We start from the raw sequence: 25,785 nt of genomic DNA, 5'->3' as shown, positions 1-25,785 counted from the left end.
AAGGGTATAAGAGACTACAGTTTGCTATTCGTCTCAACGGAGACTGTTTTTTGGATATGATACGGGGCACACCGAGGTTGACACTTATGCGATCGTAGGCAGCGGCAGAGGGGTATAAGAGACAGGTCCCGGCCGCCCACCGCGGTCCCGCCCGCGAGAGCACCGACCTGGACTGGGAGGGCACGCCCGTGCGGCTCGTGCGCTCCACGGCCCGCACCCGCACCGTCTCGGCGGCGTGGCGCGACGGCCGCCTGCAGGTCAACGTCCCGGCCCGTCTCTCGGCCGCGCAGGAGCGCGAGTGGATCGGCCGGATGGTCGCGAAGGTGGGCGCACGCGGTGGGACGGGGCAGCCCGCGGCCGACCCGGACGGCCGCCCCGCCGACGCCCGCTCCGACGACGCGCTCCTGGCCTGGGCGGGACGGCTCTCGGCGGCACACCTGGGCGGGCGGGCCCGTCCGGTCTCGGTCACGTGGTCGGCCCGGCAGCGCCGCCGCTGGGGCTCGTGCACGCCGGGGCGCGGCACCATCCGGCTCTCGACGCAGCTGCGCGGCATGCCGGACTGGGTGGTGGCGGCGGTGCTCGTCCACGAGCTGGCCCACCTGCTGGAGTCCGGACACGGCCCGGCCTTCCGACGCCTCGTGGACCGGTACCCGCGCTACGCCGAGGCGATGGCCTTCCTCGACGGGGTCACCTTCGCCGAGGGCCGCGGTCGCACGGCGCCGGACCGGTGGGCGGAGGACGAGGACGCGGGTTGACACGACGGCGGGCGGCCCGCACCCGAGGTGCCGGGCCGCCCGCGGCCGTCGTGCCGAAAGGGGCTCAGCCCTCGCGCGGCGCGTCGCCGAAGCCGCCCTCGAGGAGCTTGCGCAGCTCGTCGTCGAGGGACTCGGTGCTGGCGTCCGCGGCGGAGCGGCGCCCGGTGTACCCGGCGGGGTCCTCGAGGTCCTCCGCCGTGGGCTGACGCTCGGGATGGCGCCAGATCTCCTCGCGATACTCCGTGCCGTGCTCGGCCGTGACGTGCTCCCAGAACGCGGCGGCCTCGCGCAGGCGGCGCGGGCGCAGCTCGAGGCCCACGAGGGCGGCGAAGGCCTGTTCGGCCGGGCCACCCGAGGCGCGGCGGCGGTTCATGGTCTCGCGCAGGGCGGCCGCCGACTCGAGCGGGCGCGCGGCCTCGGCGACCACCACGTCCACCCAGCCCTCCACGAGGGCGACGAGCAGCTCCAGCTGGTCCAGCGCGGCCTGCTGGGTGGCGTCCGGGGCGGCGATGAAGGACGCCCCGTCGAACACGGCCTGCAGGGAACCGGGGTCCATCGGGTCCACCGACTGCGCGGCCCGCTCGATGCCCTCGGTGTCCAGGCGGATGCCCGCGGCGTACTGCTCGACGGCGGCGTACAGGTCCCGCTCGAGCCACGGCGAGTGCAGGAACAGGCGCATGCGTGCGGCCTCACGCAGGGCCAGGTAGATGCGGATCTGGTCGTCCGGCACCGAGAGCCCGTCGCCGAACTCCTCGATGTTCACGGGGACGAGGGCGAGACGGTGGCCGGCGACGGGCAGGCCGATGTCCGTGCCCGAGAGCACCTCCTTGCCCAGGGCGCCCACGGCGCCCCCGAGCTGCAGGCCGAACATCGTGCCGCCCATGTTCTTCAGCATGGGCTGCAGCCCGCCGAGCAGGGAGGCGTCCATGCCCTCGGGGAGCTGACCCGGCAGCTGCTGCTCGATGGCCGCGGACATCGCACGGGACATCGAGATGGCCACGGGCTCGGTGAGCCGGCGCCACTGGTCCATGGTCGCCTCCACCCACTCGGCACGGGACCAGGCCACGCCGACGCTGCCGACGGGCTCGGTCTGCGTGACGCCGTCGAGCCACAGCTCGGCCAGCCGCAACGCCTCGTCCACCTCGCGTCGCGCGAACGAGCCGACGGCCGGGTCCTCGCCGGCCACGGCCTGGCGGGCGGCCTGCTTCGCCAGAGACCAGTTCACGGGGCCGTCCGAGCCGGAGCCGGAGCTCATCATCGCCTGGAACTGGGCCATGGCCTGCTGCATCATGGCCGGATTCAGCTGGGACGGGTCGAAGGGCACCCCGCCGGGGCCGCCCAGGCCCTCCATGGCGCGTCGGACTTCGTCCGGGTCGGGGCCCTGGCCGCCGAAGAGCTGCCGCAGCATCTCCTCCAGGGGGTCGCGGCCGTCGTCGGATCCGGGCGTGCGCGCGTCGTTGCTCATGTCTCCAGCGTATCCGCGTCGGCGCGACGCGCCCGCCCTCCCGACGTCGCGGCGGCGCGGTTCGCCCATGGCGCACGGCGTCGCGCGGGGCTGGCGGGGGTCGCTGCCCCGCGTAGACTGGTGTGACCGTCGCCGCGCGGCACGTGCCCGGCGGCGAGGACGGCCCGATCAGGACCCCCAGGAAAGACGGTGTCGCGTGCGCGCAGTGCCCTCGAGGACCACCCGCGTCACCCGCGTGCCCTTCTCCGGGTGGCTCGCCCTGGGCAGCGCCGGGCTGGCACTGCTGGCCCCCACCCCCTACATCCTCGAGGGCCCCGGCCCCGCCGTGGACCTGCTGGGCGAACGCGAGGGTCGACCGGTGCTGCGCGTCGAGGGCGGCGAGGCGGACCCGGGTGAGGGGACCCTGGCCATGACCACCGTGATGGTCGGGGGCCCGCCCATCGGCACCACCTCCCTGCTCGATCTCGGCCGCGGCCTGACGGACCCCGCCGTGGACGTGGTCCCGCGCGAGCTGATGTACCCCACCGGCGTCACCTCCGACGAGGTCGGCGAGGCCAATTCGGCGGCCATGTCGGACTCCCAGCAGACCGCGACCGCCGCGGCCCTGCACGAGCTCGGCCGGGAGGTGCCCCAGCGGCTCGTCGTGCAGCAGCTCGTGTCCGGCGGGCCCGCCGAGGGTGTCCTGCGGGCCGGGGACGAGGTGAGCGCCGCCGAGGGACGGCCCGTGGCCGACCTGGAGGCCGTGCGCGCCGCCGTCGGGGCCGCGGGGCCCGACCCGGTCACGCTGACGGTCCGCCGCGACGGCGTGGAGCAGGACCTCGAGGTGCCGGTGGCGGCCGCCCCCGAGGGCGCGCCCCAGCCGTGGCAGATGGGGGCCCTGATCGAGACCGCCTACGACGTCCCGGTGGACGTCGAGCTGACCGTGCCGGACATCGGCGGGCCCTCGGCGGGTCTGATGTTCGCGCTCACCGTGATCGAGCGGCTGACCCCGGGCGCGATGACGGGGGGCGCCCCGATCGCGGGAACGGGCACGATCTCGGGGGACGGCGTCGTGGGTCCCATCGGCGGGATCCCGCAGAAGGTGCGCGGCGCCGCCGAGGCGGGGGCCACGACGTTCCTCGCCCCCACGGCGAACTGCGAGGAGCTGGCCGGCCGTGTGCCCGAGGGTCTGACGGTGTACCCCGTGGACACGCTGGGCCAGGCCCGCGACATCGTCGAGGCGGTGGCCCGGGGGGAGAGCCCGGCCGCCGCCCGGACGTGCGGCTGAGCCGACGCACACCAGGACCACCAGACCACCAGACCGGACGACATGTCCGGGGCGCAGCGCCCCGGACCGGAGCAGAGCCCCGCGGACGCGGGAGGGAAGAGGACAGAGCAGTGAGCTTCGGACAGGGAGGCGGCGGACCGTTCGGCGGCCCGCCCCGTGACGGCGGCGGGACCGCCGGGGGCCAGTCCGGCCCGTTCGGGGCGTTCGGCCCCTTCGGCGGCGCCCCGCGCGGCCCGGGCGACGACGGCGACCGCGGTCCTGGTGGCCCGTTCGGCGGGGGCGGGTCCTCCGCCGCGCGCGGCAGGGGCCGGCCGGGCCGGCCGAGCGCGCTCGTGCTGACCATCATCGCGGTGGCCGTGCTCGTGGGGCTGTTCGTGGTGTTCACGAACGTCTACACGGACGTGCTGTGGTTCTCGCAGCTGGGCTTCACCGAGGTCTTCTGGACCGAGGTCGTCGCCAAGGCCGCGCTGTTCCTGATCGCCGGGCTCGGGATGGCCCTCGCCGTGTGGCTGGCGATCCGCACGGCCTGGCGCCACCGCCCCGCGGACGCGTCCGCGGCCGCGCGGGACTCGCTCAGCCAGGCCCAGCGCCAGCTGGAGCCCATCCGGCGCCTGGTGTTCCTGGGTGTCCCGCTCGTGCTCGGCGTGTTCGCCGGCTCCACCGCGATGAACGGCTGGAACACGGTCCTGCTGTTCCTGAACCAGGTGCCCTACGGCCAGGCGGACCCGGAGTTCGGCCTGGACCTCATGTTCTTCATGGCCACCCTGCCGTTCCTGACGCTCGTGGTCGGGTACCTGATCTCGGTGGTCCTGGTCTCCGGCATCACCGGTCTTCTGGTGCACTACCTGTACGGCGCGGTGCGCGTGGAGGAGGGCGGCGGTGTGCGGATCACCCCGGCGGCGCGCGCCCACATCGGCATCACCCTGGCCGTGTTCCTGCTGCTGCAGGGCGTCAACTTCTGGCTCAACCGCTACCGCACCACGCAGTCGCAGACCGGCAACTGGGCCGGCGCGCTCTACACGGACGTGAACGCGGTCATCCCGACGTCGGCGATCCTGGCGGTCACGGCCGTGATCGTGGCCGGCCTGTTCGTGTGGACGGTGGTCTCGGGCCGGTGGCGGTTGTCGCTGATCGGCACCGCGGTCCTGGTCATCACGGCGCTCGTGGTGGGCACGGCGTACCCCTTCATCGTGCAGGAGTACCAGGTGAAGCCGTCCGAGCGCACGCTCGAGTCCGAGTACATCGAGCGGAACATCGCCATGACGCGCGAGGCGTACGGCCTGGACGACGTCGAGGTGACGAACTACGAGGGGGCCACGGACACCGAGGCCGGGGCCCTGGCGGGCGAGGAGGCCAACACGGCCAACGTCCGTCTCATGGACCCGAACCTGATCTCCCAGACCTTCGGGCAGCTCCAGCAGTTCCGTCCGTACTACTCGTTCCCCACCACCCTGCACGTGGACCGCTACGAGGTGGACGGCCAGACGCGGGACACCATCCTGGCGGCCCGTGACGTCAACGTGGACGACTCGCAGTCGTGGGTGAACCGCCACACCATCTACACGCACGGCTACGGCATGGTCGTGGCCGACGCCTCCGAGGTCGCGGCCGGCGGCCGGCCCCAGTGGCTGCTCTCCGAGATCCCGACGCGCGGGCCGCTGGCCTCCGACCAGGACTACGAGCCGCGCATCTACTTCGGGCACAACTCGCCCTCGTACTCGGTGGTGGGTGCGCCCGAGGGCGCGCCGGCCGTCGAACGCGACCGGCCGCAGACGGCCGACTCCCAGGAGGACACGGCGTACACCTTCTCCGGCGACGGCGGCCCCTCGGTGGGCAACCTGTTCAACCGGCTCGCGTACGCGGTGAAGTTCGGCTCGCCCGAGCTCGTGCTGTCCTCGGACGTGAACGAGGCCTCGCAGATCCTCTACGACCGCGACCCGGCCGAGCGCGTCCGCAAGGTCGCGCCCTACCTGACGGTGGACACCGCCCCCTACCCGGCGATCGTCGACGGCCGCGTGCAGTGGATCGTGGACGCCTACACGACCTCGGACCAGTTCCCGTACTCCACCGCCCAGCAGCTGGGCGAGGTCACGGTGGACTCCCTGAGCCAGGGCCAGAACCCGGCGCTGCAGGGCCGGGTGAACTACATCCGCAACTCGGTGAAGGCGACGGTGGACGCGTACGACGGCTCGGTGTCCCTCTACGCGTGGGACGACCAGGATCCGCTGCTGCGGGCCTGGCAGAACGTCTACCCGTCCTCGCTGCGCCCGTACTCGGAGATGAGCGCCGGACTCATGGACCACGTCCGCTATCCGGAGGACATGTTCAAGGTCCAGCGCGAGCTGCTCGGCCGCTACCACGTGACCGACGCGGACGACTTCTACGAGAACAACGACGCGTGGTCCGTGCCCTCGGACCCCACGCGCGAGGAGGACGTCAAGCAGCCGCCGTACTACATGACGCTGCAGATGCCCGGCCAGGACGAGCCGGCGTTCTCCCTCACCAGCAGCTACATCCCGCAGATCACGGACGGTGCCCAGCAGCGCAACGTGCTCTACGGCTTCCTCTCCGCCACCGGCGACGCCGGCACGGGGGAGGACGGCGTGAAGGCCGAGGGCTACGGGAAGCTCCGCCTGCTCGAGCTGCCGCGGTCCACCACGGTGCCCGGCCCCGGCCAGGCGCAGGCGAACTTCGACTCGAACGCGGACGTCTCGCGGGAGCTGAACCTGCTGCGCCAGGGCGCGTCCGAGGTGCTCAACGGCAACATGATCACCCTGCCGGTGGCCGGCGGCATCCTCTACGTCCAGCCGGTGTACGTCCGCTCCTCGGGCGGCACCACCTACCCGACACTGCGCAAGGTGCTCGTCTCCTTCGGCGACAAGGTCGGCTTCGCGGACACCCTCCAGGAGGCCCTGGACCAGGTGTTCGACGGCGACTCGGGCGCGGTGACCCCGGAGGAGAACCAGGCGGAGGCGCCCGCCCCGGGCGAGAAGCCGACGGCTCCGGGCACGGTCGAGGAGGAGCTCTCTGCGGCCCTCGAGGAGGCGCAGGACGCCCTGACCCAGGGCCAGGAGCGTCTGGCCGAGGGCGACTGGGCCGGCTACGGCGAGCAGCAGAAGCGTCTCAACGAGGCCCTGAAGCGTGCCACCGCCGCCGACGACGCCCTGGGCGGCGACGCACCCGCCCAGGAGCAGGCCCCGGCCGAGGCGAGCCCCGCGCCGTCGTCGAGCCCCAGCCCGACGCCGAGCGGCTGAGCCGGCGCCGGCGGGCCGGGCCCGCCGGACCGTCGACGGCGGCCCCGGCCACGCACCGCGCGTGGTCGGGGCCGCTGTCACTTCGGGGCAGGTGGCCGCCGCATGGCCGCCGGATGGCGGGGTGCTGACGCCGATTTGAACTCGACGGAACAGGTGTGTATAGTTCTAGAAGTCGCCGCGGGGTGGAGCAGTTCGGTAGCTCGCCGGGCTCATAACCCGGAGGTCGCAGGTTCAAATCCTGCCCCCGCAACGAGAAGGAGAAGGCCCCCAGCATCTGCTGGGGGCCTTCTCGCATGTCCGGGACCGGTCGCCCCGGCCCGCCGGCACGGTGCCGGCGGGCGAGCTGACCGCCCTCGGGCGATCGGTGGGGGAGCGTCAGCGGCTCGAGGCCCGGACCGCCTGCTGGGCCGGCGTGCGGCGGCCAGGATCAGTGCGGCGCAGCCAGACGGCAGCGATGATCGCGATGATCGCGATGGCGCCCCAGATGCCGACCACGGCCCAGGACAGGCCCGCGATGAGCAGCAGCGGCACGAAGGACACGGCCGCGATCTCCACGGGCACCACCGGGATGTAGGCCACGCCGAACTGCTCCATGGTCCCGGACTTCAGCTTCGGGTCCACGATGCGCAGCATGGCCACGCCTGTGGCGACGGCGCCGGTGGCCCAGCCCCACGTGAACAGCTGCTTCTCGAACCACGCGTCGGTCATGACACGCGGCGCCACGACGATCCCCAGGAACAGGGCCAGCGCGAGGCCGATCACGAACAGGAGCAGCAGCGGCTGCCAGTAGTCCACGACCACGGTCGGGGCGATCGCGGCGATGCCACAGACGATGAGGATGTCCGTGGCGGTGCCGGACACCGAGTTCAGCGAGCCCGGGTCGAGGAACTTCGCCGTCTTCGTGGCCTGGAACAGGACGCGGGCGATCAGGCCGAGGAGGAACGCGATCGCGAACGCGGGGATGATCAGCTGGGGACCGTCCTCACCCACGACGCTCGGCCACACGGCCGTGATCCAGGAGACCACGCCGTGCGCGGCCGCCGCGATCATCGCGACCACGCCGACCTGGAAGGCCAGCGACTCCACCGAGGCCGCCGAGAAGGTGTGCCGGCCGATGACCGGGCGTTCCTCCACCTGGTTCAGCACCCCGGTGCGCAGCTCCTCCGGGATGGAGGTCAGGCCCGCGAACTCCCGCGCGTGGCCGCGCTGCGCGCCGATCTTGGCCTGGATGATGCCACCCACCACGCCGACGATCATGCCGACGGTGGCCGAGGTGTAGGCCAGCGAGGTGACGGTCGCATCGCCGTTGGCCGCGTACGCCTGGCCCACGGCGGCCGCGGAGCCGAAGCCTCCCGCCCAGCCGGCGAACAGCAGGGCGGCGAACGAGTCGGGCGCGTCGAACAGCGGCTGCAGGAGGACCAGCGTGACGAGGGCGCCGATGGCCACCTGGGAGGAGTAGATCAGCACGCCGTAGGACGCGAACGCGCCTACGGGGCGGCCGATCTTGCGGACGTCGAAGTCGTCGGTGAGCGCGATGCACACGAACACGATGACGATCAGGATCGAGCCGTATGTGCCCAGCTGGGAGCTGAACGGCAGCCAGCCCAGGCCGTTCGGGCCGAGGGCCAGGCCCAGGATGCCGGCGATGACGGAGGCCGGGATCATCAGGGTCTGGAGGGGCGTGATGACGGCACGGGCCAGCGTGCCCACGGCCAGGAGCGCGCCGATGAGGCCGGCGTCGACCAGCACGGACCAGGCCGTGAACTGCTCTTGCATGGGGTTCTTCCTCTGTGCGGGGACGGGGGAGCCCCACGGAGCGTGCCGAGGGACCCCGGGACAGTACCAAAGGAGCGCGGGGGCCGGGGCGCGTCCGGGAGGAGCACCGGGCCGGGGCGCACGAGGACGGCCCGCCGCGCCGGCGTGGGCCGGGCGACGGGCCGTGGGGAGGGGCGGGGTCAGCCGCGCGCGGTGCCGGTCTCCTCGGCGGTCCCCTCGGCCGCGTAGTCGAGGGTCAGGGTCTCATCGGCGTCGACGTCGCCCGAGGTGAGGGCGGCCTGGCCGGCGCCGCCGGCCTTGAGGGCGGCGAGGCGGGCCTCCACCTCGGTCTTCTCGCCGAGGTCCTCGAGGGACTCGAACTGGGCGTCGAGGGAGGAGGCGGCGATCTCCTGCTGGCCGCGCACGCGGGCCTCCTCGCGACGGACCTTCTCCTCGAAGCGGGAGACCTCGGAGGTGGGGTCCAGCAGGTCGATCGACTTCACGGCGTCGGCCACCGCGGACTGGGCGTGGGCGGACTTGGCGCGGGCGGTCAGCTCGTCGCGCTTGGCGACCAGCTGCTGACGCTTGACCTTCATCTGGTCCAGACCGGTCTTCAGGCGCTCCACGATCTCGCGCTGCGAGGCGATGGTCGGCTCCGCGGACTTCGCCTGGCGTTCGAAGTCCATCTGGCGCTCGATGGCCACCTTGGCGAGGTTGTCGAACTTGTCCGCCGAGGCGGTGTCGCCCTTGGTGCGGAAGTCGTCGGCCTTCTGGGAGGCGGCCAGCGCCTTCTGGCCCCAGCTGCGGGACGCGTCCTGGTCCTCGCGGTAGTCGTCCTCGATCATCCGCAGGTTGCCGATCGTCTGGGCGACGGCGGCCTCGGCCTCCGCGATGTTGTTCGTGTAGTCGCGGACCATCTGGTCCAGCATCTTCTGGGGGTCCTCGGCCTTGTCCAGCATCGCGTTGATGTTGGCCTTCGCCAGCGTGCTGATGCGGCCGAAGATGGACTGCTTGACCATGGTGTCTGCCTTTCGTCGGTCTTTCACGTCAGCGCAGACCGTCGGCCTGCGTCCACCCCGTCCCGCGCGTGCGGGCCGGGCCGGCGCCCGGGGCGCCGGAGTTCATGGGGGGGGGAGGGGGCGGTCAGAAGCCGCCGCCGGAGATGTCGCCGAACCCGCCGAAGTCGCCGCCGCCGAGGCCGCCGCCGTCGAACCCGCCGAAGCCGCCGCCGCCCCAGCTGCCGCTGTTCAGGATCGAGTTCATCAGGATGCCGCCGAGCAGTGCGCCGCCGAGGCCGCCGCCGAAGCTGCCGCCCACTCCGGCGCGCGGGCGTGCACCGTACATGCCGCCCACCATGCCGGGGCCGTAGCCGAAGCCCTCGACGTCCGCGCGGGCCAGCTCGCTCGCGCGCTCGGCCAGCTGGGAGGCGCGCTGCGCCTGCTGGAGGGCGGCCACGGGGTCGGTGCGGCCGAGGCTGATCGCCGAACGCAGCGTGTGGTCGGCCTCCGCGAGCCGGGTCCGGGCCTCCGAGCCCACCGCACCGCGCCGGGCGCCGATGAAGTCGGCCGTGCCGTCGATCTGCGCCTGGGCCTGGGCGATCGTGGAGGTGAGCACCTGGGAGGCCTGGCGGGCCTGCTCCCGAGCGTCGCGGACGCCGGCCAGCGGGGTGTTGAGCTGGCGGTGCGCGGCCTCGAGCTGGTGCAGCAGCTCCAGGGGGTCCGGGCGGCCGGCCGCGAGGGCTCGGCGCACCGCGTTCACGGCGTTCTTCATCCCCGCCACCGGGCCGGCCAGCTCGGGGTTCGACCCGTTGGCCACGAGCGCCTCGGCCTCGGCGACGTCCTGCTCGGACTGGGCGAGGCCCGTCTGCAGGTTGCCCAGCATGGCCCGCAGGGACCCCTCGGCCTTGCCCACCGCCTCCGTGAGCGTGTCCACCTGGCTGAGCGCCTCCTCGGCGGCACGCACGGCCAGCGCCGCCGTGGAGCGGTCCTGGGCGTCCCACGCGCTCCGCGCCTTCGCGACGGCGGTCTCCACGAACTCGAGCCGCTCCCGGGCCTGCGTCGCGTTGTCCGCGACCTCGGCGAGGGCGGACTCCGCGTACTGGCCGTGCAGCGCGGCGATCGCCGACTCGGACTCCTGCACCCGGGACCGCGCCTCGGGCAGGCGGGCGTCGACGCGCTCCAGGGCCTCGGGCACCTGGTTCTCGAGGTCGCGCAGGGAGTCGAACTCCTTCTTGTGCGCCGCGAGGGCCGCACCCACGGCCTCGCTGCGCTGGATGATCTCCTTGAGCCAGGCGCGCTGCTCGGCCTCGGTGTCCGGGATCTCGTCGTCGAGCTGGTGCTGGAGCTGGAACGAGGCCCGCATGTGCTCCTTGGCCTGGTCGATGTCCTGGCGGAACGTCGCCACGGACTTCTCCCCGTAGGACGCCTCGGCGAAGCCCAGCTCCTGTTCCGAGGAGCGGATGGCGTCGTCCGCGGCCACGAGCTTCGAGCCGGCCTGGGTGCGCAGCTGCTCCACGCTGAGCTCGTCGAGGGGGTCGCGGCGGGCCTCCTCGGTGCGGCCCCGTTCGACGGCGCCACCCTGCGTGCGCCTCCGGCTGCGGGCCACGAGCACGCCGCCGCCCACGGCCGCGGCCACCGCACCTGCGCCGAGGACCGCCGTCAGGGCCCCACCGCCGTCGGAGGCGCCCTGGGCCGTGCTCCCGCCGCCCGTGGTGCCGGCCGGCAGGGCGCCGGCCGGATCGTACTCGGCCCCGCTGGCCCCCGTGCCGTCGAGCGTGCCGTCGGCGGCGTCGTCGAGCCCCTGCACCGCGGCGATGCCCACCGCGAGCCATTCCGCCGAGCCGGGGTCCGTGCCGATCTTGGACAGCTGCGGGCCCACGTAGGTGCGCGTCACCTGGTTCTGCAGGTTCGCGTCCCCGCCGCTGTCCAGCCCATAGGCGCGCTCCTCGACCGCGATCGCCAGGACCGAGTCGTTCGTCCCGAGCCCGCGCTGGCGCGCCACGTCCTGGGCCAGCGTCTGGGCGTCCGTGCTGAACTCATCCACGTAGACGACGTACAGCCCCTGCCCGGTGTCCCGGCGTAGGTCCTGGATCTCCTGGGTCAGGCGCTGCTCATCCGAGGTCGAGAGCACACCGGCCTCGTCCACCACGTACACGCCCGGCGGCACCGCCACGGCCTGCGCGGTGGGTGCCGCCACCAGGAGGCCCAGACCTCCCAGGCCCGCGGCGGTCACGGCACGCGCCAGACGGCCGACATCGGCGGGGCGGGTGAGCACGGTCATGTGGGGTCTCCTTCGACGGCGGAGGCGAGCCGCCGCACCGGGCGGACCCGCCGGATCCTGGGGTTGAGTGTAGGGCGGCGTGGGAATCGGGCACCAGGGATCCGGCGCGGCCGGAACCGTGGGAGGAGCGGACGTTCGGCCGACCTCTAGGCGGCGTTCAGTCATGCACGCTAGCGTGGACGTGCCCCGGGGCGCGCGTCCGCAAGACGACGGGCGTCCGTGTCGACCGCCCGGGGCCCGACCCGAAGCGAGGACCCCGTGGACCAGACCGCCGCCCCCACCCAGCCCCCCGTGCCGACGGCCCGCACCGTCGCGCGTCCCCGGCCCCAGTCCCGCGCCCGTGCCGGGGCGGGCCTGCTCGCCGCGGCCGTGCTCATGGTGGGGCTCTCCGGTTGCGCGGTCGCGGAGGACGGCGGCGAGGCCGCGTCCGAGGCCGCGAGCTCCTCGTCCTCGCAGGCGACGGACACCTCGGCCGAGGCCGGGGGACAGCCCGTGGCGGACACCGCCGTGGGGGACGCCGCGAGGACCGCGCTGCCCTCCGTGGTGACCATCTCCGCGACGTCGAGCTCCGCCTCCGGTTCCGGGTCCGGGTCGATCCTGGACACGGAGGGGCACATCCTCACGAACACCCACGTGGTCACCCTCGGCGGCCAGGCCAACGACGCCGAGCTGACGGTGCGCACCTCGGACGGGGAGGTCTACGCTGCCACCGTCGTGGGCACCGACCCGCTGTCCGACCTGGCCGTCATCAAGATCGACGCCCCGGACCTCACCCCCATCCAGATCGGCCGGTCCGGGGATTTGAAGGTCGGGGACGAGGCCGTCGCCATCGGCGCCCCCCTGGGCCTGCCGAACACCGTGACCGACGGGATCATCTCCACCCTGGACCGGACCATCGCGGTGGCGTCCTCCGAGGCGCCCGAGCCGCAGGGCGAGAGCTCCGGCTCGTCCTCCGGCTCCGACCAGTACCGTTTCCAGCTGCCGGGCACCCCGCAGGGCACCCGGGGCGAGGTGTACATCAACGTGCTGCAGACCGACGCGGCCATCAACCCCGGCAACTCCGGAGGCGCGCTCGTCGACGCCGAGGGTCGCCTGGTGGGCGTGAACGTCGCGATCGCCTCGGCCGGCCAGGACCCGAGCGAGGCGGGCAACATCGGGGTCGGCTTCGCCATCCCCGTGGACTACGCCCAGCGGGTCGCGCAGGACCTGATCGACCACGGCAAGGCCACGCATGCCATGCTCGGCGTGAGCGTCACCCCGGAGCCCGCCGAGGTGCAGGGCGGCGGCGAGAACGCTCAGACCGTGTTCAGCGACGGCGCCCGCGTCCAGCAGGTCGTGGGAGGGTCGGCGGCCGACGCGGCCGGGCTGAAGGAGGGCGACGTGATCACCGCCGTCGGCGACCGCGCGGTGATCGACTCCGAGTCCCTCACCGCCGTCGTCCGCGAGTACCGCGTGGGAGACTCGGTGGACGTCACCTACCTCCGCGACGGCGCGGAGCAGAAGACCGAGGTGACGTTCACGGAGGACACCCAATCCTGACCACCACACTCACCACCCCCGCTGAGCTCGCCGCCCACCACGGCTGGCGCCGGGTCTTGGCCGTCGGCGCCCATCCGGACGACCTCGACTTCGGGGCCGCCGCCACCCTGGCCGGATTCAGCGCGGCCGGGCTGCACATCGAGCTGTGCATCGTGACGGACGGGGACGCCGGCGGCTTCGACTCGGAGGGTGCCGAGGCGATGACCGCCCGCCGGCACGCCGAACAGCGCGCGGCCGCCGCCGTCGTCGGTGCCGCCGAGGTCCACTTCCTCGGCGAGCGCGACGGACACCTCGAGCCGGACCACGGCGTGCGCCGCAAGCTCGTGGCCCTGATGCGCCGCGTCCGCCCGGACGTCGTCCTCAGCACTCACCCCGAGCGGGACTGGGAGCGGATGCAGGCCGCACACCCGGACCACCTCGCCTGCGGCGAGGCCGTGGTGCGCGCCGCGTACCCGGCGGTCGAGAACCCGTACGCGTACCCGGAGCTCGCGGCGGAGGGGCTGGAGGCGTTCAAGATCCGGAACCTGCTGCTGTACGCCGCCCCCGCCGCACGCCGGAACACGGTCGTGGACGTCACGGGCCTGGCGGAGCAGAAGCTGCGCGCCCTCGACGCCCACCTCTCCCAGCACCCGGACGTCGACGCGATGCGGCGGCACGTGCTCGCCCAGATGGCCGAGCACCACCGGCACGCCGCCGGCCCGGCCGCCGGGCCGGGCCACGCCGAGGCGTTCCACCTGGTCACGGTCAACGGCCCGGGCACCATCGCCGGGTTCTGAACCGTGCCCGCAGGGGAGGGCCGACGACGGGACGCGTCGTCGGCCCTCCCCCTGCGGGACCTCTCAGTTGGTGCTCGGTCGCCCGCCGTAGCGCGGGCCGGTCTGCGCGGTGGGGTCGAGGTCCACGCCGACGATGGGCTCCGACGTCGGCACCTCCGATCCCGAGCTGGGCTCCACGGAGATGCCCATCGCCGCGAAGCGGTCCAGCCCCCGGAAGGTGACGGGCTCGCCGAAGCCGTTGGCGTCGTACGTGCCGAGGGAGGCCGGGGCCGTGCCGTCCGAGGGGTAGAGCCACAGCTGGTAGGACTGACCCTCCGGCAGCTGGGGCATCCCGCTGATCGTCAGGTAGCCGCTGTTCTGCTCCCGGGACAGGAACGCCTGGACCGTGCCGCCGTCCTGGGCCGGGTACTCCGAGGTCGTGAACAGGTCCTTCGACTGGTCGATGCGGTGCACGATGCCCGGTCGCGTGAACTGGCTCCACACCGTCCACCCGCCGATGCCGAGCACGAGGGCCGCGAGCAGCAGGAGGGCGGTCACCTTGAGCCAGCGCAGGCGGTCCCGCGGCGGGCCGGCGGGGGTGGACTCGTCGCCGATCAGGTCCATGCCCACGTCCTGGGCGGGCAGGCGACGCAGGACCTCGTCGAGCAGGGCCGACGGCGGCTCGGCCGTCACGGACCGGAACGCCCAGGCCACCGCCTGGCGCGCCCCGTCCACCCGGGAGCGCCACCGGGCCAGCTCGCCGCCCCGCCGCTGCACGGCGGAGAAGGCCGCGGTGTGCCCGGCCGTGTCGAGGGCGTGCACAGCCGAGAGGTCGGCCAGCTCGAGTGCGCGGCCGGCGTCCACGTCCTCGCGCACGTCCGCGCCGAGGGCCGGGCCGGTCGCCGGGGCCGGCGCGGACGGCCGGGCGGCGTCCTGGGTGATGTCGCGGCGGGCCGCGACGACCTGCCGGACGCCGTCGCGCAGGAGGGTGCGGGCCCGGTCGGCCGGCAGATCCAGCCGATCGGCGACCTCCCGGTCCGTGCAGCCGCCCAGCCAGGCCAGCCGCACGGCCTCGAACGCGTCCGGGTCCACCCGGTCCATGAGGTCCTCCGGCAGCGCGGCGGGGCCGGCCGGGCCGGGACGACGCCCACGTTCCGCCGCGGAGCCGCCGGCGCGGCGCAGCGAGGTCATCACGCGGTGGGCGAGGACCTCGAGCCACGTGAACACCTGGCGTTCGCGGTGGGTCGCGTCGTCCTGCTCGCTCAGGTCGAGGCCGGCCTCGGACGCCTCCTCCCATGCCGTCAGGTAGGTGCGGACCGTGGCCGCGGCGGCGTCGTCGCCGGGGCCGAACATCGCTTCGGCCAGGCCGTGCACCCACGGGACCGTGGCGTCGTAGAACGCGGAGAACGCGGCCCGGTCACCCTCGGCGCTGCGGCGCAGGAGGGTGTCCAGGGCGGGCTGGCCGGCGTCATCGGGGCGGTCGGCGTGGGGCTCGGACGCGTCAGGAGTCTGCATGGTGGCCTCAGTCTAGGGAATCGGGGCGGGCAGCGGACCCGGCGAAGTCGTGCTGGCGCCAGGCCTCGTACACGGCGATGGAGACGGCGTTCGCCAGGTTCAGGGACCGACGGGCCGGCTGCATGGGCAGGCAGACGGTCTCGGTGACCCGCGGATCGGTCAGCACCTCCTCGGGCAGGCCGGTGGACTCGCGGCCGAAGAGCAGCACGTCGCCGGGCCGGTAGGCGACCCGGTCGTGCCGCACGGACCCGCGCGCGGTGAAGGCCAGCACACGGGCGGGGGCGAGGGCCGCGAGCGCAGCGTCGAGGTCCGGGTGCACCGTCACCACCGCGAGGTCGTGGTAGTCCAGGCCGGCGCGGCGCAGGTGGGCGTCCTCGAACCCGAAGCCCAGCGGCTCCACGAGGTGCAGCTCGGCCCCCGTGAGGGCGGCGAGCCGGATCGCGTTGCCGGTGTTGCCGGGGATCTCCGGGGTGAGCAGCAGGATCCGGAAGCCGGGGGTGCCGGGCGCCGGGGCGCGGTCGGCGCCCTCGTGCGGGTTCGGTCGGGGTGGGGTGGGGGAGTCGGGCACGCGCCCAGCCTAGTGGGGCGCCGCCGGGCGGGGACGTGCCTCAGTGGAGCCGGCCGACCAGCGCGCCGAGCGCGCGCCGGTCCACGAGATCCGGGTCCGTGCCGGTGCCCAGGAAGAGCGCGACCTCGCGCGCGAACGCGATCCCGGGCGCGGGCGGGGCGGTGAGCAGGTCGGCCTGCGCCTCCGGCGCGTCGGCGCCGCGCGTGTGGCGGATCACGGGGGCGTGCCGCGCGTCGCGGTCCGTCATCACGTGCACGAATCCGCCGACGGTGACCTGGGGCAGGGCCTGCTGCCACGCCATCATCGCGGGGCCGAGCAGCGGCGGGGCCACGGGGCGGCCCCGGGAGCGCAGGTCCGCCCCGTCCCAGGTGTAGGTCCCCTCCGGGACCATGACGGAGCCGATCAGCGCCAGGCGGTGGCCGCACAGCACCGCGTGGTCCACGTCGAGGTGCCGTCCCCAGCGCCCGCCCAGCCGCAGCCCGGTCAGGACCCGGGCGGCCGGGAGCGCGTCCGCCACGTGGCGCAGCAGCACGTCGAGGGTGCGGGCCTGCCGCAGCACCCGGTGCTCGTCCGGCAGGATCCCGCGCGGCCGCGGCGCCCCGTGGACGCGTTGGCTCGATCGCGGCAGGTCCAGCACGGTCGGGTCCGCCTCCGCCTCGCCGGGCGGGGGCTCGTAGCGCACGGGGCGGGCGGCACGTCCGCCGGGTCCGGACCGTCCCGACGGTCTCGCCCGCCCTGATCCGGCCGTCGCGCGGGGGCCGCGGGGACCGACGTCCGGGCCGGGCAGCGAGAGGTCGTATCGGCGCCGGGCCTCGGCGTCGCCGAGGAGGTCCCACGCCCGCGTCACGGCCCGGAAGGCGGCGGGGTCGCCGCCGACGTCGGGGTGCGCGGCCCGGGCCGCGCGGCGGTAGGCCCGCCGGACCTCCTCGGCGGTCGCGTCGCGGGGCACGCCCAGGACCTCGTAGGCGGTGCGGTGCTCCTCGGCCGCGCTCACGGCGTGGGGTCCGGGCCGGGGGAGGCGTGCCGCTCGTGGTGCAGGCGCAGGAACAGCATGCCGTCGTCGTGGAGCACCTGGACCAGCTGCAGCCGGGCGGGGAGGCCGGGGCCGTCCTCGCCGGTCAGGACGCGGCCGGCGGCGGGTCCGGCCAGCAGCGGCGCCACGGTGAGGTGCACCTCGTCCACGAGGCCGGCCGCCGCGAGGCTGCCGAACAGGCGCGGTCCGCCCTCGCAGTGGACGACGCGGGCGCCGCGCGCGTGCAGGGTCGCCACCACGGTCTGGGGGTCCACGTGCTCCTCGCCGACCGCCAGCACGTCCGCGCGCGCGGCCAGCGCCGCCGCCCGCTCCGGCTCGGCCGCGAGGGCGGCCCGGGACGTCAGGATCCAGGGGCGCACCGGGGCGGCCGTGAAGAACGCGGACGCCGGGTCCAGGTCCAGGCTGCCGCTGACCACGGCCACGGGCGGGTCCGCGGGCCCGCCGGCCTCCGCGCGTCGACGCCGGTCCTCCTCGGACAGCAGCGCACCCTCGTAGCCCTCGGCCCGGATGGTCCCGGCCCCCACGAGCACGACGTCGGCGTCGTGCCGGGACAGCGAGAGCAGCCGCTGGTCCGCGGGGGAACCGAGCCCGCCCGCACGGCCGTCCAGGGTGGCCGCGCCGTCGGCGGAGGCGATGAACACGACGCGGACCCAGGGTCCGGGGCCGGTGTCCTCAGCCGCCGGGGCCGCGAGGGCGGTGCGGAGGGCGTCGTCGTCCAGGCCGGGGCCGGTCTCGGTCAGCCGTCTCATGCCCGCCCCCCGCGGTGGGCGCGGTGTCCGGCCAGGGTGCTGCGGTCCGGCGGCGGGTTCTCCGCGCCCATGTTGTGGACCAGGCGCGCCGGCTGACGCCACCCGAACACGCACTCGAGCATGCGGGCCGCCGAGACGGAGGCGTCGGCGTCGTGCATGCGCAGGATCCGGGCGCCGCCGTACACGCAGGCCGCGGCCGCGGCCAGCGAGCCGGGCAGGCGCTCGTGCCGGTGCCGGTCCAGGCTCTCGCCGATGAAGTCCTTGTTCGAGACCGCGGCCAGCACGGGCAGCCCCAGGGTGGCGATCTCGTCCAGCCGCCGCGTGATCTCGAGGGTGTGCCGGGTGTTCTTGTTCAGATCGTGGCCGGGGTCCACGATGATCCTCTCCTCGGGGACGCCGAGCGCCACGGCCCGGTCGACGGTGCGCCGCAGGTGGTCGCGGACCTCCCTGACGACGTCGCCGTAGGTCGGCCGGGGGACCACGGCCCGGGGTCCGCGCACGTGGGCGAGGGAGTGGGTGACCACGAGGTGCGCGCCCGCGGCGGCCACCACCCGGCCCAGGTCCGCGTGGAACAGTCCCGTGGTGTCGTTGACGACGTCCGCCCCCGCCGCCAGGGCCGCCTCGGCCACGGCCGGCTGGAACGTGTCCGCCGAGAGGATCAGCCGGCGCGATGCCTCGGACGACCCGGCCCCGTCCCCGCTCCGCAGGGCCGCGATCAGGGGGACCACCCGCGCCGCCTCCTCGGTCGGGTCGAGCTCCGCCCCGGGCGCGAACGGCACGCCGCCGACGTCGACCCACTCGGCTCCGGCGTCCGCCGCGGCGTGGGCCTGGGCGAGGGCGTCCTCCAGGACGGCGCCGGCGCCGTCGTCGTAGAAGGAGTCCGGGGTGCGGTTGACCACGGCCATCGTGACGATCCGGCGGCGGAAGTCGATCTCGTGGTGGGCGAACCGGTGCACCGGGTGGACGAGCGGGACGGAGGGGGTCGGCACCCGGCCATTCAACCACCGGCGCCGCACGGTGACAGTGCGCCCCGGAAGGACTATGTTTCCCTCCCGTGACATTTACCTCGTCGCCGCGGGTCGGCCCGCGTCGGCCCCGCATCCGTCCGACCCAGCTCGTGGTCGGGTCCTTCCTCGTCGCCATCGTGACGGGCACCGGCGCACTGCTGCTGCCCGCCTCGTATCAGGGCCGCGCGCCCACCCCGCTGGAGGCCGCGTTCACGGCGACCAGCGCCACCACGGTGACGGGCCTCGGCGTCGTGGACACCCAGACGTTCTGGACACCCCTGGGTCAGCTCGTGATCCTCACGCTCATCAAGCTCGGTGGCCTGGGCGTCATGACGTTCACGTCGCTGCTGGGGCTGGTGATCCTCCGGCGGCTCGGCCTCACCCAGCGCCTCGACGCCGCGGCCTCCACCCGGGCCGAGGGGATCGGGGACCTGCCCCGGGTGCTGCGGGCCCTGATCCTGTACTCCACGGCCGTCGAGGCCTCGGTGGCGCTGCTGCTGAGCCTCCGCTTCTGGCTGGGCGCGGGAATGTCCCCGGGCCAGGCACTGTGGCAGGGGGTCTTCCACGCGGTCTCCGCATTCAACAACGCCGGGTTCGCGCTGTTCAGCGACAACCTCATGGGCTTCGTCTCGGACCCGTTCATCTGCCTGCCGATCGCGGCGGCGATCATCTTGGGCGGCCTGGGCCTGCCGGTCGTGCTGACCCTGCGGCGAGACCTGCGCCGACCCGAGCGGTGGAACCTCACGGTCCGGCTCGTGCTCGTGGGCACCGCGGTGCTGCTGGTGGGCGGCACGCTCATGTACCTCGTCCTCGAGTGGTCCAACCCGCGGACCCTGGGCGGTCTGGACCCGGCCTCGCGCGTGCTCGCGGCGTTCTTCCAGTCCGTCACGACCCGCACCGCCGGCTTCAACACCCTGGACTACGGGCAGATGCACCCCGTGACGCTCTTCGCCACCGACGTGCTCATGTTCATCGGCGGCGGCCCCGCCGGCACCGCCTCGGGCGTGAAGATCACGACGGCGAGCGTCCTGCTGTTCATCGTGCTCGCGGAGATCCGGGGGGAGGGCGCCGTCCATGCGTTCGGCCGCCGGCTCTCCCGGACCACGCACCGCGAGGCGATCACCGTGATCATGCTCTCCGCGACCGCGATCGCCGTCGCCACGATGGCGCTCATGGGCCTGTCCTCGTTCACGACCGACCAGATCCTGTTCGAGTGCGTGTCCGCGTTCAGCACGGTGGGCCTGTCCACCGGCATCACCGCCCAGCTGCCGCCGGCCGCGCAGGGCATCCTGATGCTCCTCATGTTCGTCGGCCGCATCGGCCCCGCCACCGTCGCCGGCAGCCTGGCCCTGACCGACCGCACCCGCCACTTCGAGTACCCGAAGGAGAGACCCCTCATTGGCTGATCTCACCCGTTCCCTGTTCGCCCCCCGCCGGGGCGACCGCCCCACCGTGGCCGTCCTCGGGCTCGGCCGGTTCGGCTCCGGGGTCGCCCGCGAGCTCATGGAGTCCGACTGCCACGTGCTGGGGGTCGACGCCGATGCCGAGGCCGTCCAGGCGCTCAACGGCCGGCTGACCCACGTCGTCCGCGCGGACAGCACGGACGAGGAGGCGATGCGCCAGCTCTCGGTCCACGAGATGGACCACGTCGTCGTCGCCATCGGCGGCGACCTCGCGGACTCGATCCTCACCGTCTCGCTGATGCGGCGGTTCGGGACGCACCAGCTCTGGGCCAAGGCCAATGACGACCGCCACGGCGAGATCCTGCGTCAGCTCGGCGTGGAGCACGTGGTCCACCCGGAGCGGGACATGGGCCGCCGCGTGGCGCACCTGGTCAGCACGTCCTTCCAGGACTTCGTCGAGGTCGAGCCGGGCCTGGCCATGGTCCGGGCCACGCCGCCGTCGCGCCTGCTGGGCAGGGACCTGCGAGCCACCGGGCTCGCGGGGGAGCGGGGCATGCGCGTGGTCGCCGTCCGCAGCCGCGGCACGTGGCTCTACCCGCCGAGTCACTACGTGCTCGAGCCCGAGGACACGATCCTCCTGGTGGGCCCGACCCGCGACGTCGAGCGGTTCCTCGCCCGGGACTGAGCCGGGGCACATCCGGCGCGGCTCCTAGACTGGCCGGGTGACCACCCCGGACCGCGTGCACCTGGACCACGCCGCCACCACGACGGTGCGCCCCACCGCGCTCGCGGCCCTGGCCGAGGCGGCCGCGCTGCCCGGCAACCCGGCCTCCCTCCACGCCTCCGGCCGCCGGGCCAAGCTGCGCCTCGAGGAGGCGCGGGAGCGCATCGCCGCGGCGCTCGGGGCGCACCCCACCGAGGTGATCCTCACGTCCGGGGGCACCGAGGCGGACAACCTCGCCATCCAGGGGCTGTACCGGGCCCGCCGCGCGGCCGCTCCGGAGCGCACCCGGATCGTGCTGACCGGCATCGAGCACCACGCGGTCCTCGACGTGGTGGACTGGCTCGCCGCGCACGAGGGCGCCGAGCCGGTGCTCGTCCCGGTCGACGACGACGGGCGGGTCGACCTCGCCGCATGGGGGGCCGCGCTGGCGACCGCGCCCGAGCGGACCGCCCTGGCCACGCTGATGTGGGCCAACAACGAGATCGGCACGGTCCAGCCCGTGGCCGAGGCCGCCCGGCTTGCGGCCGACCACGGGGTCCCGTTGCACACCGACGCCGTCCAGGCCCTCGGGGCGGTGCCCGTGGACTTCGCCGCGTCCGGGGCCGCGACCCTGGCCGTCTCGGGGCACAAGGTCGGCGCCCCCGTGGGTGTCGGCGCCCTGCTCGTGCGCCGGGACGTCACGCTGGAGGCCGTGGTGCACGGCGGCGGCCAGGAACGCCGCCTGCGCTCGGGCACGGTCTCGGTGGCCCTGGCCGCCGCGCTGGCGGCCGCCGTGGCGGAGGCCGTCGCGGAGCAGCCCGCCGAGGCCGCCCGCCTGGGCGGGCTGCGGGACGAGGTGATCGCCGCCGTCGACGCCCTGGACGGGGTGCGCCTGACCGGGCCGCGAGACCTCGACCCGGCGACGGGGCAGGCGCTGTCGCCGGGGACGCGCCGACTGCCCGGCAACGTCCACATCACCGTGCCGGGCCGGACGGCGGACGCGCTGCTGTTCTCCTTCGACATGGCCGGGCTGGACACCTCGTCCGGGTCGGCGTGCACCGCCGGGGTGGCCGAGCCGTCGCACGTGGTCGCGGCCCTGCCGGGGCGGACGGAGGCCGACGCGCGGGCCACCCAGCGGTTCACCCTCGGCCGGACGACGACACCGGCCGAGGCGGCCGCGCTCATCGACGCGCTGCGGACACTGCTGGGGCCGGGCGTCTAGACTGGACCGCCCGTCCGTCGTCGAGAGAGGAGCCCGCCCGTGAAGGTCCTGGCCGCCATGTCCGGGGGAGTCGACTCCGCCGTCGCCGCGGCGCGTGCCGTGGACGCCGGGCACGACGTCGTCGGCGTCCACCTGGCCCTGTCCCGCATGCCCGGCACCCTGCGCACCGGCTCGCGCGGCTGCTGCACCATCGAGGACGCCTCGGACGCGTGGCGCGCGTGCGAGCGGCTCGGCATCCCCTTCTACACGTGGGACTTCTCCGAGCGGTTCGCGGAGGACGTCGTGGACGACTTCGTGGCCGAGTACGAGGCCGGCCGCACGCCCAACCCGTGCATGCGCTGCAACGAGCGCATCAAGTTCGCGGCGCTGCTCGAGCGCGCCCTCGAGCTGGGCTTCGACGCCGTCTGCACCGGCCACTACGCCGCCGTGCGGCCCGGTCCGGACGGCTCGCTGGAGCTGCACCGCGCCGCGGACGACGCGAAGGACCAGTCCTACGTGCTCGGTGTGCTGACCGCGGATCAGCTCGCGCACTGCCTCTTCCCGCTCGCGGACACGCCGTCCAAGGAGCTCGTGCGCGCCGAGGCGGCCGAGCGCGGCCTGTCCGTGGCGGCGAAGCCGGACTCCCACGACATCTGCTTCATCCCCGACGGCGACACCCGCGGCTGGCTCGCCGAGCGCATCGACCTGGCCCCCGGCCCCATCGTCGACCCGGAGGGGCAGGAGCTCGGCACCCACGCGGGCGCCCAGGCGTTCACGGTCGGCCAGCGCAAGGGCCTGGCCATCGGCCGTCCCGCGCCCGACGGCAAGCCCCGGTTCGTGCTCGAGGTGCGGCCGAAGGAGAACACCGTGGTCGTCGGCGGGCGCGAGCTGCTCGACGTCGACCGCATCACCGGCATCCGCCCGTCCTGGGCCGGCGCCCCGGTGCCCGAAGCCCGCACGGGCGCCTGGTTCGACTGTGCGCTGCAGTTCCGGGCCCACGGCGAGATCGTCGAGGCCCGCGCCCGCCAGCGCGCGGACGAGGCGGGGAATCCGGGGTGGGAGATCGAGCCGGCGCGCCCCCTGCGCGGCGTGGCTCCCGGTCAGACGGCCGTCCTGTACCGGGGCACCCGCGTGCTCGGCCAGGCCACCATCGACACCGCCCGCAATGCCCGGCTGTCCGCCCCCGCGGATGCGTAGGCTTCGGCCATGAGCCCGGACTACGACCCCCACGCCAGCTCGCTGCCCGGCACCGCGGACCCGGCGGTCCTCGACGAGCTCTTCGCGATCCGCGGCAGCATCGACAACATCGACGCCTCGCTCGTCTACCTCCTGGCCGAGCGGTTCAAGTTCACGCAGCGGGTCGGTGCGCTGAAGGCCCGCCACGACCTGCCGCCCTCGGACCCCGGGCGTGAGGCCGCCCAGATCGCGCGGCTGCACCGGCTCGCGCTCGAGGCCGACCTCGAGCCCGCGTTCGCCGAGAAGTTCCTGAACTTCATCATCGCCGAGGTCATCCGCCACCACCGCGCGCTGGCGGCCGAGGGCCGGCCGGACGCCGAGGCGGAGCCGGGGGCGGGCTCCGGGGACGCGGATGACTGAGGCCGCCCACGACGACGGCGCCACCGGCCCCGTCGCCCTCGGCGGCACGCCGTGGCGCGGCACCGACGTCGCAGAGGCGCAGCGCGTCACGCTCGGCGAGCTCGGCGCGGACCACTGGCCGGTGCTCCCCGAGCTGCCCGAGCGCGGACCCGGCGCCGACGCCACCGGCCGCTCGGCCGCCCTCCTGCAGGAGCTGGCCGTCGACCTGCAGCCGCACGGCTGGCGGGTCAGCCCGCCCGGGGCCGCCGGCTCCGGCCGCGACCGACGCCGCGCCGTCTCCCTCTGGCGCGAGGACGCGCACCGCTGGGCGGACACCGCGGGGGCCGAGGGCGCCGTCGTCGAACGTCTGGCCGTGCGGGTGCGCGGCCCGCTCAGCCTGCTCGCCGGCCTCTGGCTGCCCGGGGGAGAGCGCGTCCTCGGCGACCACGGCGCCCGCCGCGACGTCGCCGAGTCCTATCTCGAGGGACTGCAGGACGCCCTGCCCCGCCTCCGGAGGGCCACCGGGGCGGCCCGCCTCGGCGTCGTCGTCGACGAGCCGTGGGCGGGGGCCGTCCTCGCCGGGACCCTGCCCACCGCGAGCGGGTACCGCACCGTCCGGTCGCTGCCGCGCGAGGAGGCCCGCGGGCTGTGGCGCGCCGCCCTCGACGGGTTCACCGCCCTGTCCGACGTCGCCCGGGTGTGGCTCGCGCCGGGCCGCCGGGCCGCCTCCCCGGGGGCCGAGCTGCCCGGGCCCGCGGCGCTGGCGACGCTGACGGGAGAGTCCCTGCCCAGGCCCGACGCATCCGTGGACGCGCCCGCCCCGGCCCCGGTCTCGCTCGTGGTGGGCGTGGGCGCCCTCGACGACGGCGCGGACGGCACGCCCGGCACCCGCGAGGCGTGGGAGGCGGCGGCCGGCTGGGCCGACGTCGGGCGCGGGCTGACCCTGGCCCCCGAGCCGGGCGTGCGCCCGGTCGACGTCGTCCGCACGTGGGAACGGCTGGGGGTGGACCCCGGGCGGGTGGGCGACGTCGGCCTCACGGCGGCGGGGTCGCACGACCCCGCCGTGCTCCGCACTCTGCGGCGGGACGCGGAGGAGCTGGCCGCGCGGCTCGCCGAGCTGCGCGGCTGACCCGGCGCCCCGACGGACCGGGACGACCTCCGGCGTCGTCGGCCGTGGACGGGCCCGCCCGGCGGGTATCATCGGGCTGATCCTGAAAATTTCCTGTGCCCGGGGCCGGTCCCGCCCGCGGCGCCGGGGGGAGCGCTGACGAGGAGGTCAGGATGGGCAAGGCCAAGATCCTGGTGGTGGACGACGACGAGGCGCTGGCCGAGATGATCGGCATCGTCCTGCGCAACGACGGCTTCGAGCCGGCGTTCGCCGCGGACGGCACCTCCGCACTGCCCGCGTTCCACCGCGAGCGTCCCGATCTCGTGCTGCTGGACCTCATGCTCCCCGGCATCGACGGCATCGAGGTCTGCAGGCTCATCCGAGACGAGTCGGACGTGCCGATCGTGATGCTCACGGCCAAGTCGGACACGGCGGACGTCGTGCGCGGCCTCGAGTCGGGTGCGGACGACTACGTGCCCAAGCCGTTCAAGCCGGCCGAGCTCGTGGCCCGCGTCCGGGCCCGCCTGCGTGAGGGGAGGCCAAGCCGGCGGAGGTCCTGCACATCGGGGACCTCGAGATCGACGTGGCGGGCCACGAGGTCACCCGCGGCGGCGTCGGCATCGCCCTCACCCCGCTGGAGTTCGACCTCCTCGTGGCCCTCGCCCGGCGGCCGCGCCACGTCTTCACCCGCGAGATGCTGCTGGAGGAGGTCTGGGGGTACCGGCACCAGGCCGACACCCGGCTCGTGAACGTCCACGTCCAGCGCCTGCGCTCGAAGGTCGAGCCGGATCCCGAGAACCCGTGCGTCGTGCTGACCGTCCGCGGCGTCGGGTACAAGGCCGGCCAGGGCTGAG

The 25,785-nt window shown here is 74.7% G+C and carries 20 protein-coding genes, 1 tRNA gene and 1 pseudogene; 13 read left to right on the top strand and 9 right to left on the bottom strand.

Going from position 1 to position 25,785, the window contains the following annotated elements:
- Positions 1-188: 188 nt before the first annotated feature.
- Complete coding sequence (locus tag FLM69_RS04620) at positions 189-755, top strand: M48 family metallopeptidase (RefSeq protein WP_255502713.1); 567 nt, start codon at positions 189-191, stop codon at positions 753-755.
- Between the two features lie 64 nt (positions 756-819).
- On the opposite strand, the gene FLM69_RS04615 is transcribed toward FLM69_RS04620, so the two are convergent.
- Positions 820-2,220 carry a zinc-dependent metalloprotease gene (locus FLM69_RS04615; RefSeq protein WP_041105129.1) on the bottom strand — a complete coding sequence of 467 codons (1,401 nt, stop codon included), beginning with the start codon at positions 2,218-2,220 and terminating at the stop codon, positions 820-822.
- A 196-nt stretch (positions 2,221-2,416) separates the two neighbouring features.
- On the opposite strand from FLM69_RS04615, the gene FLM69_RS04610 reads away from it, so the two are divergent.
- The 3 genes from FLM69_RS04610 (at position 2,417) to FLM69_RS04600 (ending at position 6,991) form a co-directional block, all read left to right on the top strand.
- Positions 2,417-3,487, top strand: a complete 1,071-nt coding sequence (locus tag FLM69_RS04610) for a PDZ domain-containing protein (protein ID WP_255502712.1) — start codon at positions 2,417-2,419, stop codon at positions 3,485-3,487.
- 110 nt (positions 3,488-3,597) lie between these two features.
- A complete protein-coding gene (locus FLM69_RS04605) occupies positions 3,598-6,741 on the top strand; it encodes a UPF0182 family protein (RefSeq protein WP_141843267.1) in 3,144 nt (1,047 codons plus the stop codon).
- 176 nt (positions 6,742-6,917) lie between these two features.
- Positions 6,918-6,991 (top strand) — tRNA-Met (locus FLM69_RS04600).
- 125 nt (positions 6,992-7,116) lie between these two features.
- Here the strand turns inward: FLM69_RS04600 and FLM69_RS04595 are convergent.
- The 3 genes from FLM69_RS04595 to FLM69_RS04585 form a co-directional block, all read right to left on the bottom strand.
- Positions 7,117-8,517, bottom strand: a complete 1,401-nt coding sequence (locus tag FLM69_RS04595; RefSeq protein ID WP_041105135.1) for a sodium/glutamate symporter — start codon at positions 8,515-8,517, stop codon at positions 7,117-7,119.
- Positions 8,518-8,696: 179 nt separating this feature from the next.
- On the bottom strand, positions 8,697-9,515 hold the full coding sequence (locus tag FLM69_RS04590; protein ID WP_002854906.1) for a PspA/IM30 family protein: 819 nt from the start codon (positions 9,513-9,515) through the stop codon (positions 8,697-8,699).
- Positions 9,516-9,639: 124 nt separating this feature from the next.
- Entirely contained in the window at positions 9,640-11,775 is a 2,136-nt protein-coding gene (locus FLM69_RS04585; RefSeq protein WP_141843265.1) for a TPM domain-containing protein, read from the bottom strand.
- A gap of 258 nt (positions 11,776-12,033) precedes the next feature.
- Between FLM69_RS04585 and FLM69_RS04580 the strand changes: the two genes are divergently transcribed.
- Together FLM69_RS04580 and FLM69_RS04575 are read left to right on the top strand one after the other, a co-directional pair.
- Positions 12,034-13,314: a S1C family serine protease gene (locus tag FLM69_RS04580; protein ID WP_061867013.1), complete on the top strand. Its 1,281-nt coding sequence runs from the start codon at positions 12,034-12,036 to the stop codon at positions 13,312-13,314.
- Positions 13,311-14,090: a PIG-L deacetylase family protein gene (locus FLM69_RS04575; RefSeq protein ID WP_061867174.1), complete on the top strand. Its 780-nt coding sequence runs from the start codon at positions 13,311-13,313 to the stop codon at positions 14,088-14,090. Before FLM69_RS04580 ends, FLM69_RS04575 begins: the two co-directional genes overlap by 4 nt.
- A 63-nt stretch (positions 14,091-14,153) precedes the next feature.
- Here the strand turns inward: FLM69_RS04575 and FLM69_RS04570 are convergent, their stop codons facing one another.
- Genes FLM69_RS04570 through folP form a run of 5 tightly spaced genes read right to left on the bottom strand, consistent with a single transcriptional unit; the run spans position 14,154 to position 18,923 of the window.
- Positions 14,154-15,584 carry an anti-sigma factor domain-containing protein gene (locus FLM69_RS04570; RefSeq protein WP_063189528.1) on the bottom strand — a complete coding sequence of 477 codons (1,431 nt, stop codon included), beginning with the start codon at positions 15,582-15,584 and terminating at the stop codon, positions 14,154-14,156.
- 7 nt (positions 15,585-15,591) lie between these two features.
- Positions 15,592-16,152, bottom strand: a complete 561-nt coding sequence (locus FLM69_RS04565; protein WP_044659766.1) for a tRNA (cytidine(34)-2'-O)-methyltransferase — start codon at positions 16,150-16,152, stop codon at positions 15,592-15,594.
- Positions 16,153-16,192: 40 nt separating this feature from the next.
- Complete coding sequence (locus tag FLM69_RS04560; RefSeq protein WP_063189526.1) at positions 16,193-17,146, bottom strand: J domain-containing protein; 954 nt, start codon at positions 17,144-17,146, stop codon at positions 16,193-16,195.
- A complete protein-coding gene (locus tag FLM69_RS04555; RefSeq protein ID WP_036315978.1) occupies positions 17,143-17,934 on the bottom strand; it encodes a pyrimidine reductase family protein in 792 nt (263 codons plus the stop codon). The genes FLM69_RS04560 and FLM69_RS04555 overlap by 4 nt, the downstream gene beginning before the upstream one ends.
- Positions 17,931-18,923: a dihydropteroate synthase gene (gene folP, locus FLM69_RS04550; protein WP_036315981.1), complete on the bottom strand. Its 993-nt coding sequence runs from the start codon at positions 18,921-18,923 to the stop codon at positions 17,931-17,933. The genes FLM69_RS04555 and folP overlap by 4 nt, the downstream gene beginning before the upstream one ends.
- Before the next feature lie 65 nt (positions 18,924-18,988).
- On the opposite strand from folP, the gene FLM69_RS04545 reads away from it, so the two are divergent.
- From FLM69_RS04545 to mtrA, 7 genes and pseudogenes are all read left to right on the top strand, one after another.
- Positions 18,989-20,347 carry a TrkH family potassium uptake protein gene (locus FLM69_RS04545; RefSeq protein ID WP_162833775.1) on the top strand — a complete coding sequence of 453 codons (1,359 nt, stop codon included), beginning with the start codon at positions 18,989-18,991 and terminating at the stop codon, positions 20,345-20,347.
- On the top strand, positions 20,340-21,029 hold the full coding sequence (locus tag FLM69_RS04540) for a TrkA family potassium uptake protein (RefSeq protein ID WP_036315984.1): 690 nt from the start codon (positions 20,340-20,342) through the stop codon (positions 21,027-21,029). Before FLM69_RS04545 ends, FLM69_RS04540 begins: the two co-directional genes overlap by 8 nt.
- 37 nt (positions 21,030-21,066) lie before the next feature.
- On the top strand, positions 21,067-22,269 hold the full coding sequence (locus tag FLM69_RS04535) for a cysteine desulfurase family protein (protein ID WP_078025574.1): 1,203 nt from the start codon (positions 21,067-21,069) through the stop codon (positions 22,267-22,269).
- Between the two features lie 39 nt (positions 22,270-22,308).
- Complete coding sequence (gene mnmA, locus FLM69_RS04530; protein WP_141843264.1) at positions 22,309-23,445, top strand: tRNA 2-thiouridine(34) synthase MnmA; 1,137 nt, start codon at positions 22,309-22,311, stop codon at positions 23,443-23,445.
- 9 nt (positions 23,446-23,454) lie between these two features.
- Positions 23,455-23,844 (top strand): chorismate mutase, encoded by a 390-nt coding sequence (locus FLM69_RS04525; RefSeq protein WP_002854878.1) that lies wholly within the window; start codon positions 23,455-23,457, stop codon positions 23,842-23,844.
- Positions 23,837-24,952: a hypothetical protein gene (locus tag FLM69_RS04520; protein WP_141843262.1), complete on the top strand. Its 1,116-nt coding sequence runs from the start codon at positions 23,837-23,839 to the stop codon at positions 24,950-24,952. Before FLM69_RS04525 ends, FLM69_RS04520 begins: the two co-directional genes overlap by 8 nt.
- Before the next feature lie 152 nt (positions 24,953-25,104).
- A pseudogene (gene mtrA, locus FLM69_RS04515) lies at positions 25,105-25,784 on the top strand (MtrAB system response regulator MtrA).
- Position 25,785 lies beyond the last annotated feature (1 nt).

Origin of the sequence: Micrococcus sp. R8502A1, from assembly GCF_006704135.1 — a bacterium.
In the GTDB taxonomy this organism is placed as follows: Bacteria; Actinomycetota; Actinomycetes; order Actinomycetales; family Micrococcaceae; genus Micrococcus; species Micrococcus luteus.
Note: the sequence above shows the minus strand (reverse complement) of the source record. Positions and strands in the feature narration are given on the sequence as shown.

What these genes read in the sequence shown, in the direction of transcription:
- FLM69_RS04615 (WP_041105129.1), bottom strand. Translation starts at nt 2,220, where the DNA reads ATGAGCAACGACGCGCGCACGCCCGGATCCGACGACGGCCGCGACCCC.
- FLM69_RS04595 (WP_041105135.1), bottom strand. Translation starts at nt 8,517, where the DNA reads ATGCAAGAGCAGTTCACGGCCTGGTCCGTGCTGGTCGACGCCGGCCTC.
- FLM69_RS04590 (WP_002854906.1), bottom strand. Translation starts at nt 9,515, where the DNA reads ATGGTCAAGCAGTCCATCTTCGGCCGCATCAGCACGCTGGCGAAGGCC.
- FLM69_RS04585 (WP_141843265.1), bottom strand. Translation starts at nt 11,775, where the DNA reads ATGACCGTGCTCACCCGCCCCGCCGATGTCGGCCGTCTGGCGCGTGCC.
- FLM69_RS04570 (WP_063189528.1), bottom strand. Translation starts at nt 15,584, where the DNA reads ATGCAGACTCCTGACGCGTCCGAGCCCCACGCCGACCGCCCCGATGAC.
- FLM69_RS04555 (WP_036315978.1), bottom strand. Translation starts at nt 17,934, where the DNA reads ATGAGACGGCTGACCGAGACCGGCCCCGGCCTGGACGACGACGCCCTC.
- FLM69_RS04525 (WP_002854878.1), top strand. Translation starts at nt 23,455, where the DNA reads ATGAGCCCGGACTACGACCCCCACGCCAGCTCGCTGCCCGGCACCGCG.
- FLM69_RS04520 (WP_141843262.1), top strand. Translation starts at nt 23,837, where the DNA reads ATGACTGAGGCCGCCCACGACGACGGCGCCACCGGCCCCGTCGCCCTC.